Origin of the sequence: Caulobacter sp. UNC279MFTsu5.1, from assembly GCF_900114015.1 — a bacterium.
Taxonomy (GTDB): Bacteria; Pseudomonadota; Alphaproteobacteria; order Caulobacterales; family Caulobacteraceae; genus Caulobacter.
The window spans coordinates 28,921-41,631 of the sequence record NZ_FORN01000018.1; the positions used below are offsets into that span (position 1 = coordinate 28,921).

The window sequence follows — 12,711 nt, forward strand, 5'->3', positions numbered from 1 at the left end:
TCTGGGGGAGCTGTCGCGGAGCGACTGAGGGGGTTTCGCGCGCGCCTACCGGAACGGCGGCTCGTCGAAGGCCCGCAGCTTGCGCGAATGCAGGTTCGGCCCTTCGTCCAGCAGCAGCTTGCAGGTCAGGATGCCGATCTGCAGGTGCTGGCTGATCGCCCGCTCGTAGAAGGCGTTGGCCTGGCCCGGCAGTTTGATCTCGCCGTGCAGCGGCTTGTCCGACACGCACAGCAGCGTCCCGTACGGCACCCGGAAGCGATAGCCCTGGGCGGCGATGGTGGCGCTCTCCATGTCGATGGCCACGGCCCGGCTCTGGTTGAAGCGCAGGGCCGACAGGCTGTGGCGCAGTTCCCAGTTGCGGTCGTCGGTGGTGACCACCGTGCCGGTGCGCAGGCGCTTCTTCAGCTGGCCGCCGCTGTCGCCGCTGATCGCCTTGGAGGCGTCGTAGAGGGCGCGCTGGACCTCGGCGATCGACGGCACCGGGATCTCGGGCGGCAGCACGGCGTCCAGCACGTGGTCGTCGCGCAGATAGGCGTGAGCCAGCACGTAGTCGCCGATGGTCTGGGTGTCGCGCAGGCCGCCGCAGTGGCCGATCATCAGCCAGGCCTGCGGCCGCAGCACCGCCAGGTGGTCGCAGATGGTCTTGGCGTTGGACGGACCCACGCCGATGTTGACCAGGGTGATGCCCCGGCCGCCGGGCGCCATCAGGTGGTAGGCTGGCATCTGGTGCTTGCGCCAGGTCGACTCGGCCACCGCCAGTTCGGGATTGGCGGTGTTGGCGGTGATCATCAGCCCGCCCGAGCACGACAGGCCCTCGTAAGGGCCGCCTTCCTGGCCCAGTTGCTCGATGCCCCAGCGCACGAACTCGTCGACATAGCGATGATAGTTGGTGAACAGGATGAACTGCTGGACGTGCTCGGCCGGGGCGCCGGTGTAGTGCTTCAGCCGGGCCAGCGAGAAGTCGGTGCGCAGGCCGTCGAACAGGGCCAGCGGCCGGCTCTCCTCCATCGCCGGGTTCCAGACCCCGTCGGCGATCTCGTCGCCGATGAAGGCCAGGTCCGTGGTCGGGAAGAAGCGGGCGATGTCCTCGCTGCGGACGTCGGCCTGGTTCAGGTCGATGCTGGCGTCCAGCACGTAGGGATAGGGGATCTCCTGAGTGGAGCGATCGATCTCGATCTCGACCTCGAAGTCGTCGAGCAGAAGGGTCAGCTGCTCGACCAGGTAGTCTCGGAACTGGTTGGGCTTGGTGATGGTGGTGGCGTAGACGCCGGGCCGGCTGACCCGGGCGTAGGAGCGCGCCAGCTTGGGCGGCAGGGCCTCGGGATCGTAGATCAGCCGCAGCTCGGGATAGGCGAACGTGCCGTCGAACCGCGTCTGCGGGTCGGGCCGGGTCCCGTGTTCGAGATAGGCGCGAAGCGCGGTCCGCAGGGCGTCGACGGCGCGTTCGTATTCTTGATTGAGCCGCTCGACCGCGGCGATTGCTTTTTCTTGGTTTGACATGGCGCCCTATATCAGCGTTCCGCCGGCATTTCCAGGCTAAGGCCGACGGGCCGTCTTCAAGGCATGGACGAAGCCGAATTCGTCGGCCACAAGGGTCGCAATGACCTGCGCGGCGGCGGCCGGGCGGAAAGCTTGCCCTTTCCTTCGGCCGCCGCCGCCACGACCAATCGCTCGGGCCCGCGCCCGAGAGGGGAGCCCATGAATAGACGTTTCGCCTTCCTGATCATCGCCGCCATGGTCCTGGGGATCCTGGTGGGTTGGGTCTGCAACCAGTATCTCGACCCCGCCCAGACCGCAGAGGCGGTCAAGTGGTTCAAGATGGGCACCGACCTGTTCCTGCGGCTGATCAAGATGATCATCGCCCCGCTGGTCTTCACCACCCTGGTGGCCGGCATCGCCCACATGGAGGACGCCGCCGCCGTGGGTCGGATCGGCGCCAAGACCATGGGCTGGTTCATCAGCGCCTCGGCCGTCTCATTGCTGCTGGGCCTGCTGATGGTGCACCTGCTGCATCCCGGCGCGGGCCTGGTGCTGAACGAGGCGACCAGCGCCGCCGCCAACGCCCCGGCCGCCTCGACCGAGACCTTCACCCTGCAGGGCTTCCTGACCCATCTGGTGCCGACCTCGATCTTCGACGCCATGGCCAAGAACGAGATCCTGCAGATCGTGGTCTTCAGCCTGTTCGTCGGCACCGCCGTCGCCTCGCTCGACAACAAGGCCCCGCACATCCTGGAGCTGGCCGAGCAAGGCGCCCAGATCATGCTGAAGGTCACCGGCTTCGTGATGAAGCTGGCCCCGCTGGCGATCTTCTGCGCCCTGGCCTCGACCATCGCCGCCCAGGGCCTGTCGATGCTGGCGGTCTATGGCAAGTTCGTGCTGGGCTTCTACGCCACCATGGGCACGCTGTGGCTGCTGCTGTTCATCGCCGCCTTCCTGGTGCTGGGCAAGCGGGCCGTTCCGCTGTTCGGGACCATCCGCGAGCCGGCCCTGCTGGCCTTCTCGACCGCCAGCTCGGAAGCCGCCTATCCGCGCATCCTCGACGCCCTGCCCAAGCTGGGCATCCGCCGCCGCATCGTCTCGTTCGTCCTGCCGCTGGGCTATTCGTTCAACCTCGACGGCTCGATGCTGTACTGCACCTTCGCCACGGTGTTCATCCTGCAGGCCCACGGCGTGCACCTGTCGATCCAGCAGCAGATCTTCATGTTGCTGCTGCTGATGGTGACCTCCAAGGGCATCGCCGGCGTGCCGCGCGCCTCGCTCGTCGTCATCATGGCCACCCTGACCTATTTCGGCCTGCCCGAGACCTGGATCGCCCTGGTGCTGGGCGTCGACCACCTGCTGGACATGGGCCGCAGCGCCACCAACGTGGTCGGCAACTCCGTCGCCGCCGCCGTGGTCGCCAAGTGGGAGGGCGAACTGGACGATCCGGAGCCCGACGTCGCGGCCGAAGCGGAAGCCGCCAAGGCCTAGGTCCGCGCTCAATCGAGCGGCTGGCCGCCCGAGACTATCGGAAGCCTCTCATCCGCTGTCATCCCGGAAGCCTCGTAGAGGCTGCCGGGATGACAATCTCCGGCTGTTCTCCAACTCAACCGGAACTCGGCGTAACCCAAGCGCGACCGATTGACTTCAAGGGGGAGAAGACCAATCTCTTCCCCCGAGGGATCTCGGTTAGGAAAACGCCATGAACGTCAAATCCACGATCCGGGCCGGCCTGCTGACGACGGCGCTGCTGGCCGCTTCGGCGCCGGCCCTGGCCGCCAACGCCCCCGACGAAGCCAAGGACGCCGCCGCCAAGCCGGCCCGCAGCTGCTTCTACCTGTCGGACTGGGACGGCTGGAGCGCGCCCGACCGCGACACGCTGTATCTGCGGGTGCGCAACCGCGACGTCTACCAGGTGAAGCTGTCGCACGGCACCAGCCAGCTGACCTCGCCCGGCGTGCACCTGGTGTCGGTGGTCCGCGGCGTCGACTCGGTCTGCCATCCGCTCGACCTGGACCTGCGGGTTTCCGACGGCTTCGGCTTCGCCATGCCGATCATGGCCAAGTCGATCACCAAGCTCTCGGCCGAACAGGTCGCGGCCATCCCGAAGAAGGACCGGCCGTAAGGCTGTCGTAGCGTTTCGCTGAAGGCCCCATTGTCATCCCGGACGAAGCGCGCAGCGCGAAGATCCGGGATCGACGCGTGAACTCAGGCGCTTGCGCGCGGTCCCGGATCGGCGCCCGGCTTTCGCCGGGCTTGTCCGGGATGACAGCTCTTTTCCCGGAAAATCCATAGGCGACAGCCCTGCGCCACGGAGCGTGGGCTTCCCCCTGCCCCGCACGATCACCAGCTCCAGGCTCCCGCCAAAGAAAACGCCGCCCCCTTTCGAGGGCGGCGGCATGTTATCCCCGTTTATCCCTGCTTCTTCTGGCTTATTCCGCCGGCAGGGTGTTCTCGGAGCGCTTCTGCAGCATGGTGTCGAAGCTCGACCACACGCCCTCCGCGCCGTGCCATTGGCCCCGGGTGGCCGCCTTGGAATATTCGGTGGCCCGGGCCTCGAAGAAGTTGGCGTGCTCCACGCCCGACAGCAGCGACTGCAGCCAGGGCAGCGGGTTTTCCTTCACGCCGTAGACCTCCGGCAGGGCCAGCTGGCGCAGGCGCCAGTCGGCGATGAACCGGATGTACTGCTTGATGTCGTCGGGGGTCATGCCCTGCACGTCGCCGGCCTCGAAGGCCAGGTCGATGAAGGCGTCCTCCATCGTCACCACCGTCTTGCAGCAGTCGACGATGTCGTCGGCCACGGCCTTGGTGACCGCGCCGGTCTCCTTGTTGAACGTGTGGTACAGCTTGATGATGCCTTCGCAGTGCAGGCTCTCGTCGCGGATCGACCACGAGACGATCTGGCCCATGCCCTTCATCTTGTTGAAGCGCGGGAAGTTCATCAGCATCGCGAAGCTGGCGAACAGCTGCAGGCCCTCGGTGAAGCCGCCGAACATGGCCAGGGTGCGGGCGATGTCGGCGTTGGAGTCGACGCCGAACTTCTGCATGAAGTCGTGCTTGTCGCGCATGGCCTGGTATTCCATGAACGCGCCGAACTCGCTCTCCGGCATGCCGATGGTTTCCAGCAGCAGGGCGTAGGCCGCGATATGGATGGTCTCCATATTGGCGAACGACGACAGCATCATCTTCACTTCGGTGGGTTTGAACACCCGGCCGTAGCGCTCCATGTAGTTGTCGGCGACCTCGACGTCGCTCTGGGTGAAGAAGCGGAAGATCTGCGTCAGCAGGTTCCGTTCCTTGTCGTTCAGCTTGACGGCCCAGTCCTTGAGGTCCTCGCCCAGCGGCACCTCTTCGGGCATCCAGTGGACCTGCTGCTGCTTCTTCCAGAAGTCGTGGGCCCACGGGTAGCGGAAGGGCTTGTAGGCGCCGGAGGGGGTCAGCAGGCCGGGCGTGGTGATCAGCTTGGCGGACATCGAGGACGGCTCCAGGGCAGGCGGACGCGAATCGGACGGACGGTTAGGCTCTCTTGGTAGCGCGCGGTCGTCGGGATCATCTAGTGGCCACGACGTCGCAGCACACAACATGTTGTGGGTAGATTGGGTAACGAAAGATGAATCAAGCTTACACCATCTACGGCGCGCTTGGCTCGGGGTCCGTGCCCGTCGAAGCGACTTTGACCCTTCTGGGGCAGCCCTACGCCGTCGTCGAGGCGCCGACCTGGGAGGGCGCGGCCCAGCAGGCCAAGGTGGCGGGGGTCAATCCGCTGAAACAGATCCCGGCCCTGGTCACGCCGGAGGGCGAGACGATCACCGAGAGCGCCGCCATCCTGATCTGGCTGGCCGACCGGTTCCCCGAGGCGCGGCTGGCTCCGTCGCCCGATTCGCCCCTGCGCGGCCAGTTCCTGCGCTGGATGGTGTTCGTGCCGGCGGCGATCTACTCGCTGTTCTGGGTGCGGGACGATCCCTCGCGGCTGGGCGGGCCGGACCCCGAGGTCCAGGCGCGGATCAAGGCCGCGACGGCCGAGCGGATCGCCGCGTGCTGGGGGATGATGGAGGCGCAGCTGGCGCCGGGGCGCTATCTGCTCGGCGACGCGCTGACGGTGCTCGACCTCTATGTCGCCGTGGTCAGCCGCTGGGGCCCGCGGCGCGAGCGGTTCTACGAGGTGGCGCCGCGGATGGCCGAGGTGGTGCGGCGGGTCGATGCGGATCCGCGGCTGGCGGACTTCTGGGCCGAGCGGTTTCCGTTCGTGGAGGGCTGGGAGAGCAAGGGGGCGGCGGGGTAGGCAGGTTCGCGGAAGCTCCTACCGCCAGGAATTCGGATGCGGCTCCGCGCGCGAAGGCTAGGCCGAGAGCGCGGGCCCAAAGACCCCCTCAGTCGCTTCGCGACAGCTCCCCCAGAGGGGGAGCATCTGCACAGCGTAGATCCTCCCCCTCTGGGGGAGGTGGCCCGGAGGGCCGGAGGGGGCTCCCGGCGGATGACGCGGCCGCCACGATCCTGCTACCACCCTCCCATGCTGACCGATCCCCTGTTCTACGCCGTCGCCGTGCCCGCCGTGATCCTGCTGGGCCTGGCCAAGGGCGGGTTCGCGGGGATCGGGGTGGTGGCGGTGCCGATGATGGCGCTGGTCGTCTCGCCGGTGCTGGCCGCGGCGATCACCCTGCCGATCCTGCTGGCCCAGGACGTGGTCAGCGTCTGGTCGTTCCGCAAGACCTGGGACAGGGGCCTGCTGGTCCTGATGCTGCCGGCGGCGGCGGTCGGCATCTTCGTCGGCTGGCTGCTGGCGGCCCGGGTGTCGGTGGCGGCGGTCGAGCTGTCGATCGGCCTGATCTCGATCGCCTTCTCGCTGCAGCGGCTGTGGGCCGAGCGAGCGGTCAAGGCCGCCGAGGCGGTCGAGGCCGGGCCGGCGCGGCCCTGGCTGGGCGCCCTGTGCGGCGCGGTCGCCGGCTTCACCAGCCAGGTCGCCCACGCCGGCGGCCCGCCGTTCCAGATCTATGTCCTGCCCCGCCGCCTGCCGCGCGACGTGTTCATCGGCACCAGCGCCATCTTCTTCGCCACGGTCAACTGGATGAAGGTGCCGGCCTATGTGGCCCTGGGCCAGTTCACGCCCCAGGTGCTGACCACGGCCGCCGTGCTGCTGCCCCTGGCCCTGGCCTCGACCTGGGCCGGCGTCTGGCTGGTGCGCCGCGTGCCCGCCGAGGGCTTCTACAAGGTCATCTACCTGCTGCTGATCGCGGTCGGCGCCAAGCTGGCCTGGGACGGGGCGCACGGGCTGCTGGGGTGACAACGGATTTTGCGTTTCACCCCGTCGGATCTCACCCGCCGAACACCTCCCACCCTTCCAGCGTCAAATCGTCCCGCGCCCTATCCCAGCCACGATGATCGGCGTTTATATGTCATCGATTGCGCGTACAGTGGGCGGGCCATGACCGAGACGACCAGCATCATTCCGGCCCCGACGTCGGCCCCGGTCCCGGCGGTCGTCCAGGCCACGCACTATCCGACGCCGGCCGCCAAGTGCGCCGACCTTGTGGTGCACCTGGCCGGCCTGGCCTGCGCCCTGCTGGGCGGCGGCATCATGCTGGGCCTGGCCTTCGGCCTGGGCTCGCTGAGCCAGGTGGCGGCCATCGCCGTCTACACCGTCGGCCTGATCACCATGCTGTCGCTGTCGACCGCCTACAACTTCGCCAAGGCCCGCTGGCGGCCGCTGCTGCGTCGCTTCGACCACGCCGGCATCTTCATCATGATCGCCGCGTCCTACACCCCGTTCACCACCCAGAACCTGCATGGCTGGTGGGCGATCGGCATGACCGCCGCCGTCTGGAGCGTGGCCGGGATCGGGGTGCTGGCCAAGCTGTTCCTGCCGGGCCTGGACAAGCGCTTCTGGGTCTTTTTGTACCTGGCCCTGGGCTGGCTGGTGCTGGTGGCCATCAAGCCGATGATCGCCGGCATGGGCTGGGTGGCCCTGCTGCTGCTGGCGATCGGCGGGGTGATCTATTCCACCGGCACGGTGTTCTACCTGATGAAGCGGCTGAAGTTCCGGCGGGCGATCTGGCACGGTCACGTGATCGGCGGCGCCGGCCTGCACTACGCCGCCGTGCTGGTCGGGGTGGTCCTGGCCTCGAGCGGCCACTCCTGAGCCACCCTTGAGCACGCCGTCCGACCCCAAGAATCCCGTCCAGGCCTTCTTCCGGGATCGCGCGGCCAACGCCCAACGCGCCAAGCGGGCCCCCGCCCCCGTCGGCCTGCCCGACAGCGCGATCGAGGCCGTCGGTTTCCCGGGCGTGCGGCTCAGCATCGACGAGGCCGACGAGACCCTGCGCGGCGTCGCCGACCGCCTGGCCCCGATGCGGCCGCTGCTGGGCCGCGAGGACTTCAACATCCTGGCCCTGTCGGGCGGAGCGGCCGGCGGCGCCTTCGGGGCCGGGGCGCTCGTCGGCCTGACCAAGGCCGGCACCCGGCCGCGGTTCGCCATCGTCACCGGCGTCAGCACCGGCGCCCTGATCGCGCCGTTCGCCTTCCTCGGCCCGGACTGGGACGACCGCCTGGCCGACGCCTATATCGGCGGCCACGCCTCCGAACTGCTCAGCCTCAAGCGCCTAGGCCCGACCCTGGGTCTCAGCCTGTTCCGCGGCGACTCCCTGGACGGGCTGGTCGCGCCGTTCGTCGACCTGGACATGATCCAGGCCGTGGCTCGCGAGCACGCCCGCGGCCGCCGCCTGCTGATCGCCACCACCAATCTCGACAGCCAGAAGGCGACGATCTGGGACATGGGCGAGATCGCCACCCGGGGCGGCGAGGACGCCGTACGGCTGTTCCGCGACGTGCTCGTGGCCTCGGCCACCCTGCCCGGCCTGTTCCCGCCCAAGCTGATCGATGTCGAAGCGGCCGACGGCGACGGCGGCATGGCCCGCTACCAGGAAATGCACGCCGACGGCGGCATCGCCGCGCCGCTGTTCCTGATGCCCGACGCCCTGCTGCGCTGGCGCGACCTGGGCCAGCGCCTGCGGCGCGGCCGGGTCTATGTGATCTTCAACACCGTGCTGGATCCCGCGCCCCGCACCACCCAGCCGGGCGTGGCCTCGATCATGGGGCGCAGCTTCGAGACCATGCTGCGGTTCTCGTACCGCCAGGCGCTGAGCGTGGCCGCCGGCTTCTGCGCCCGCCACAACCTGCCGCTCTGGTCCGCCTCGATCCCCGCCAGCTTCGAGAACTTCAACATGATGAAGTTCGAGACCGCGGTCATGCGCCAGACCTTCGACGACGCCGAGGCCCTGGCGATCAACGGCCGGCTGTGGTCCAGCGCCATCCCGACGCCCGAGCCCCTGTGGCGGGGCCTGTTCAAGCGCCTGCCGCCGACGCCGCGGCAGGTGGTCAAGGATCCCATCCTCGCGCCGGACACGACCCTGGCCCCACCGGACGAGACGTTCGCCGAACAGGAGGCCCCGCGGCCGCCGGAACGGGACGAGCCTATTTCTTGAGGTAGCGGGCCCGCAGCTTCTCGACGCGCGGCGGATCGGCCCGGAAGTCGCCGGCCAGGCCCAGGCGGGCGTTGCACGACGGACAGCGCACCGACTCCTCGTCGGCCAGTTCGGACGGCGGGTCGAAGCGCGTGCCGCAGGGCTTGCACTTGAAGTCGCCCGTCGGCGGCGGCGGCGCGGGCGGCGGCGGCTCGGGGGCTCTCAGCACCACGCGCTTGGCGCCGGCCGGCCGCGGGATACGCTCGAGCGGCGGCGGGCCGCCCGGCGCGGCGACGCCGCTCTTCAGGCTCAGGATCTTGCGGCGAGGAGGCTCGCTATCGCTCATGGCGCGTGATGGCTCGACTGGAGGCCCGGCGGAAGGCTCGATGATGGACGGGCGCTAGCTGCATGATCTGGGCCCGAAACTCAAGCGCCGAAGCACATCGCCCCGGCGTGGCCGCCTACCAGTGCGGCCTGAGGCTGAACGAAAAGGCGACCATCTCGTCCTTCTGGGTGGCCATGCCCATGATCTGGTCCTTGGCCCTGATCTTGCGGTGCACATAGCCGAACGAGGCCTGCATGGGTCCCTTGCGCCAGGCCAGGCCGGCCTGGCCGTCGCCGACCAGCTTGCTGCTCGCGTCGGTGGTGACCCCCGCCCGGCTCCAGTCGCCGTCGCCGTTGCGCAGCATGTTCAGGCCCACGGCCTGGCCGCTGGCGGCGGCGAACATGTACCAGCGCCCGCGCTGGCCGAACTGGCGGCCGTCCTCGACGCCCAGCGAGTTGACGACCTGGTCGCCCATCTTCTTGCCGAACCGCACCGTGGCCCCGGCCTCGGCCGAGCCGCCGGCCCCGCCGAAGCCCAGGCCGGCGTGCGGCGTGACGTCCAGGGCGTACTTGCCGGCCCCCAGCGACACCGCCGCCGGCCAGCCGCGGGTGACGGTGACGTCGACGTCGCGATCCTCGAAGCTGTCCTGCTCGGGCCGCACCAGGGCCAGGGGCCGGGTCCGCCCCTGCGGCGCGACGCTGGCCACCGACACGCGGACCGAGTCGACGGCGTGCGCGCCCTCGCCGACCACGAAGGCGTTGGACCGCCAGGTGACCGGGCCGCGGTCCTGGTAATAGCGGTTGGCGTCCAGCAGGCCGGCGTCGCCATAGGCGCCCGCGGGCGACAGCGCGAAGCTGGGATCGCTGGCGCGCCCGGTCCTGGCGGCGGGCGCCTCGGCGAAACCGACGGCGGCGCCGGCGGGGCGGACATTGCGGACGCCGAGATCGATCGGCGCGCCGGCGCGCATGTCGACGACGAAACTGGGCGAGGCGGCCTTGCGGGCGGCGCTCGACGTCTTATTTGAAGGCCTGGACGACTTGGCGGATCCGATCGGCTGGGCCTGCGCCGCGGCGACAGCCAGCGCGCTTATCCCAATGATCGCGGCCAATGCCGTGTACGCGCGCATTCAGGTCCCCAGAACCCTTTGTCCCCGCGGAAAGCCTACTCGGAATTCGAACGGCGTCCATGGGACAAATCCCCACGTCATGAACATTTCTTATTGGCTTAGGTTCCCGACGCGAAAACGGCGCCGCGGGGGTCCGCGACGCCGTTGATGTCCAGGGTTTCCCGAGCGTCGGCCGCTACTGGCAGGCCAGGCATTCCTCGTAGTCGGTCTTGGTCGGGGCGTCGAAGCCGTTGGCCGGCCCCGCCAGGGCGACGTCGGAACCGGCGTAGGACGCCCGCTGCACCGACTTGGAGCGCAGGTAGTACAGCGACTTCACGCCGCGCTCCCAGGCCTGCCAGTGCAGCATGTGCAGGTCCCACTTGTCGACGTCGCCGGGCAGGAAGATGTTCACCGACTGGCTCTGGCAGACCTCCGGCGTGCGGTCGGCGGCCAGTTCGACCACCCAGCGCTGGTCCAGCTCGAAGGCGGTCTTGTAGACGTCCTTGTCGTCCTGGCTGAGGAAGTCCAGGTGCTGGACCGAGCCCTCGTTCTCCAGGATCGAGCCCCAGACCGCGTCGGTGTTCTGGCCCTTCTCCTCGAGAAGCTTCTCCAGGTAGGGGTTCTTGACGGCGAACGAGCCCGACAAGGTCTTGTGCGTATAGATATTGGCCGGGATCGGCTCGATGCCGGCCGAGGCGCCGCCGCAGATGATCGAGATAGAGGCGGTCGGGGCGATGGCCAGCTTGTGCGAGAAGCGCTCCATCGAACCGCGCTCGGCGGCGTCCGGGCACGGGCCCTTCTCCTCGCCGATGGCGATCGACGCCTTGTCGGCCTCGCGGCGCAGATGCTTGAACATCCGCATGTTCCAGCTCTTGGCCAGGGCGCTCTCGAACGGCACGTTCTGGCTTTGCAGGAAGCTGTGGAAGCCCATCAGGCCCAGGCCCACCGAGCGCTCGCGCATGGCGGCGTAGGCGGCGGTCGAGGCGGCGTCCGGGGCGCGGTCGATGAAGTCCTGCAGGACGTTGTCGAGGAAGCGCATGATGTCCTCGATGAACATCGGGTGGTCGCGCCATTCCAGGAACGTCTCGGCGTTGACCGACGACAGGCAGCAGACGGCCGTGCGGTCCTTGCCCAGGTGGTCGACGCCGGTGTGCAGCATGATCTCGCTGCACAGGTTCGACTGGCGAACCTTCAGGCCCAGCTCGCGCTGGTGCTGGGGCATGGCGCGGTTCACGGTGTCGGAGAAGATCAGGTAGGGCTCGCCGGTCTGCAGGCGCAGCTCCAGAACCTTCTGCCACAGGGCGCGGGCGTCGACCTCGCGCAGCACCTCGCCCGTCTTGGGCGAGCGCAGGCCGAACTTGTGGCCGTCGCGGACGGCGTGCATGAACTCGTCGGTGATCGAGATGCCGTGGTGCAGGTTCAGGGACTTGCGGTTGAAGTCGCCCGACGCCTTGCGGATCTCCAGGAACTCTTCGATCTCCGGGTGGTGGATGTCCAGATAGACGGCCGCCGAGCCGCGGCGCAGGGACCCTTGGCTGATCGCCAGGGTCAGGCTGTCCATCACGCGGATGAAGGGGATGATGCCGCTGGTCTGGCCCTGGCCCTTGACCTTCTCGCCGATCGACCGGACGCCGCCCCAGTAGGTGCCGATGCCGCCGCCGTTGGCCGCCAGCCAGACGTTCTCGTTCCAGACGCCCAGGATGCCGTCCAGGCTGTCGTTGACGGCGTTCAGGAAGCAGCTGATCGGCAGGCCGCGCTCGGCGCCGCCGTTGCTGAGCACCGGGGTCGACGGCATGAACCACAGCTTGCTCATGTAGTCGTAGACGCGCTGGGCGTGGTCGGCGTCGTCGGCGAAGGCCGTCGACACGCGGGCGAACATGTCCTGGTACGACTCGCCCGGCAGCAGGTAGCGGTCCTCCAGCGTAGTCTTGCCGAAATCGGTCAGCAGGGCGTCGCGCGAGCGGTCGACCTCGACCTTGCGCACCAGCGCCAGTTTCGGCCGTTCCGAGGTCCGCAGGCCTTCGGTGCGGGCCTGGGGGACAGCCGTCGTCTTCGCCGCTTCACTGCTCATGATCAAAAATCCATAATCAATCAGCGAGTTCCGGAGAAGGGAACGCCCCGTCCAGCCGCTATATCTTGTGGCCGAGGAGCCCCCTCAGCCCACATATGGGGCCACAGTGGCTAATGACTCGTCAACGACGAGATGCGCCTCGCGGGCGAGTTTTTTCTTAACAAGCTGTGAACGAACGACGGTCGCCTGGAAGATGCTGGGCAGGATCAAAGGGTTGCACGGCCTAGGCAATCGCCGCTGCGACGCCCTGTCGCGGGCCACAAAGAAGTGATCC

The 12,711-nt window shown here is 68.5% G+C and carries 11 protein-coding genes; 6 read left to right on the top strand and 5 right to left on the bottom strand.

The window, feature by feature from the left end:
* Positions 1–45 precede the first annotated feature (45 nt).
* Positions 46–1,500, bottom strand: coding sequence for an AMP nucleosidase (locus tag BM066_RS12040; protein ID WP_018061505.1), 1,455 nt, complete (start codon positions 1,498–1,500; stop codon positions 46–48).
* Between the two features lie 198 nt (positions 1,501–1,698).
* On the opposite strand from BM066_RS12040, the gene BM066_RS12045 reads away from it, so the two are divergent.
* Together BM066_RS12045 and BM066_RS12050 are read left to right on the top strand one after the other, a co-directional pair.
* Positions 1,699–2,970 carry a dicarboxylate/amino acid:cation symporter gene (locus BM066_RS12045; protein WP_026176469.1) on the top strand — a complete coding sequence of 424 codons (1,272 nt, stop codon included), beginning with the start codon at positions 1,699–1,701 and terminating at the stop codon, positions 2,968–2,970.
* A gap of 211 nt (positions 2,971–3,181) precedes the next feature.
* Entirely contained in the window at positions 3,182–3,604 is a 423-nt protein-coding gene (locus tag BM066_RS12050; protein ID WP_018061507.1) for a DUF6491 family protein, read from the top strand.
* Between the two features lie 307 nt (positions 3,605–3,911).
* On the opposite strand, the gene BM066_RS12055 is transcribed toward BM066_RS12050, so the two are convergent.
* Positions 3,912–4,952: a ribonucleotide-diphosphate reductase subunit beta gene (locus BM066_RS12055; RefSeq protein WP_018061508.1), complete on the bottom strand. Its 1,041-nt coding sequence runs from the start codon at positions 4,950–4,952 to the stop codon at positions 3,912–3,914.
* Positions 4,953–5,089: 137 nt separating this feature from the next.
* Here BM066_RS12055 and BM066_RS12060 point away from each other — a divergent pair, with 137 nt between their 5' ends.
* The 4 genes from BM066_RS12060 (at position 5,090) to BM066_RS12075 (ending at position 8,957) form a co-directional block, all read left to right on the top strand.
* Positions 5,090–5,761, top strand: a complete 672-nt coding sequence (locus BM066_RS12060; RefSeq protein WP_018061509.1) for a glutathione S-transferase family protein — start codon at positions 5,090–5,092, stop codon at positions 5,759–5,761.
* A gap of 228 nt (positions 5,762–5,989) precedes the next feature.
* Positions 5,990–6,760, top strand: coding sequence for a sulfite exporter TauE/SafE family protein (locus BM066_RS12065; protein ID WP_018062040.1), 771 nt, complete (start codon positions 5,990–5,992; stop codon positions 6,758–6,760).
* A 141-nt stretch (positions 6,761–6,901) separates the two neighbouring features.
* Positions 6,902–7,615, top strand: a complete 714-nt coding sequence (locus tag BM066_RS12070) for a PAQR family membrane homeostasis protein TrhA (RefSeq protein WP_018062041.1) — start codon at positions 6,902–6,904, stop codon at positions 7,613–7,615.
* A gap of 7 nt (positions 7,616–7,622) precedes the next feature.
* Positions 7,623–8,957, top strand: a complete 1,335-nt coding sequence (locus BM066_RS12075) for a patatin-like phospholipase family protein (RefSeq protein WP_018062042.1) — start codon at positions 7,623–7,625, stop codon at positions 8,955–8,957.
* Here the strand turns inward: BM066_RS12075 and BM066_RS12080 are convergent.
* The 3 genes from BM066_RS12080 to BM066_RS12090 all read right to left on the bottom strand — a co-directional run bounded on the left by BM066_RS12080 (position 8,947) and on the right by BM066_RS12090 (position 12,437).
* Positions 8,947–9,282 carry an FmdB family zinc ribbon protein gene (locus BM066_RS12080; RefSeq protein ID WP_018062043.1) on the bottom strand — a complete coding sequence of 112 codons (336 nt, stop codon included), beginning with the start codon at positions 9,280–9,282 and terminating at the stop codon, positions 8,947–8,949. The two genes, BM066_RS12075 and BM066_RS12080, sit on opposite strands and share 11 nt — an antisense overlap.
* Positions 9,283–9,397: 115 nt before the next feature.
* Complete coding sequence (locus BM066_RS12085; RefSeq protein ID WP_018062044.1) at positions 9,398–10,387, bottom strand: lipid A-modifier LpxR family protein; 990 nt, start codon at positions 10,385–10,387, stop codon at positions 9,398–9,400.
* 175 nt (positions 10,388–10,562) lie between these two features.
* Complete coding sequence (locus BM066_RS12090) at positions 10,563–12,437, bottom strand: ribonucleoside-diphosphate reductase subunit alpha (protein ID WP_018062045.1); 1,875 nt, start codon at positions 12,435–12,437, stop codon at positions 10,563–10,565.
* Positions 12,438–12,711 lie beyond the last annotated feature (274 nt).

Excerpts from the sequence above, each read along its gene's own strand:
- BM066_RS12060 (WP_018061509.1), top strand. The coding sequence starts at position 5,090 with ATGAATCAAGCTTACACCATCTACGGCGCGCTTGGCTCGGGGTCCGTG.
- BM066_RS12090 (WP_018062045.1), bottom strand. The coding sequence starts at position 12,437 with ATGAGCAGTGAAGCGGCGAAGACGACGGCTGTCCCCCAGGCCCGCACC.
- BM066_RS12085 (WP_018062044.1), bottom strand. The coding sequence starts at position 10,387 with ATGCGCGCGTACACGGCATTGGCCGCGATCATTGGGATAAGCGCGCTG.
- BM066_RS12045 (WP_026176469.1), top strand. The coding sequence starts at position 1,699 with ATGAATAGACGTTTCGCCTTCCTGATCATCGCCGCCATGGTCCTGGGG.
- BM066_RS12050 (WP_018061507.1), top strand. The coding sequence starts at position 3,182 with ATGAACGTCAAATCCACGATCCGGGCCGGCCTGCTGACGACGGCGCTG.
- BM066_RS12065 (WP_018062040.1), top strand. The coding sequence starts at position 5,990 with ATGCTGACCGATCCCCTGTTCTACGCCGTCGCCGTGCCCGCCGTGATC.
- BM066_RS12040 (WP_018061505.1), bottom strand. The coding sequence starts at position 1,500 with ATGTCAAACCAAGAAAAAGCAATCGCCGCGGTCGAGCGGCTCAATCAA.
- BM066_RS12070 (WP_018062041.1), top strand. The coding sequence starts at position 6,902 with ATGACCGAGACGACCAGCATCATTCCGGCCCCGACGTCGGCCCCGGTC.
- BM066_RS12080 (WP_018062043.1), bottom strand. The coding sequence starts at position 9,282 with ATGAGCGATAGCGAGCCTCCTCGCCGCAAGATCCTGAGCCTGAAGAGC.
- BM066_RS12055 (WP_018061508.1), bottom strand. The coding sequence starts at position 4,952 with ATGTCCGCCAAGCTGATCACCACGCCCGGCCTGCTGACCCCCTCCGGC.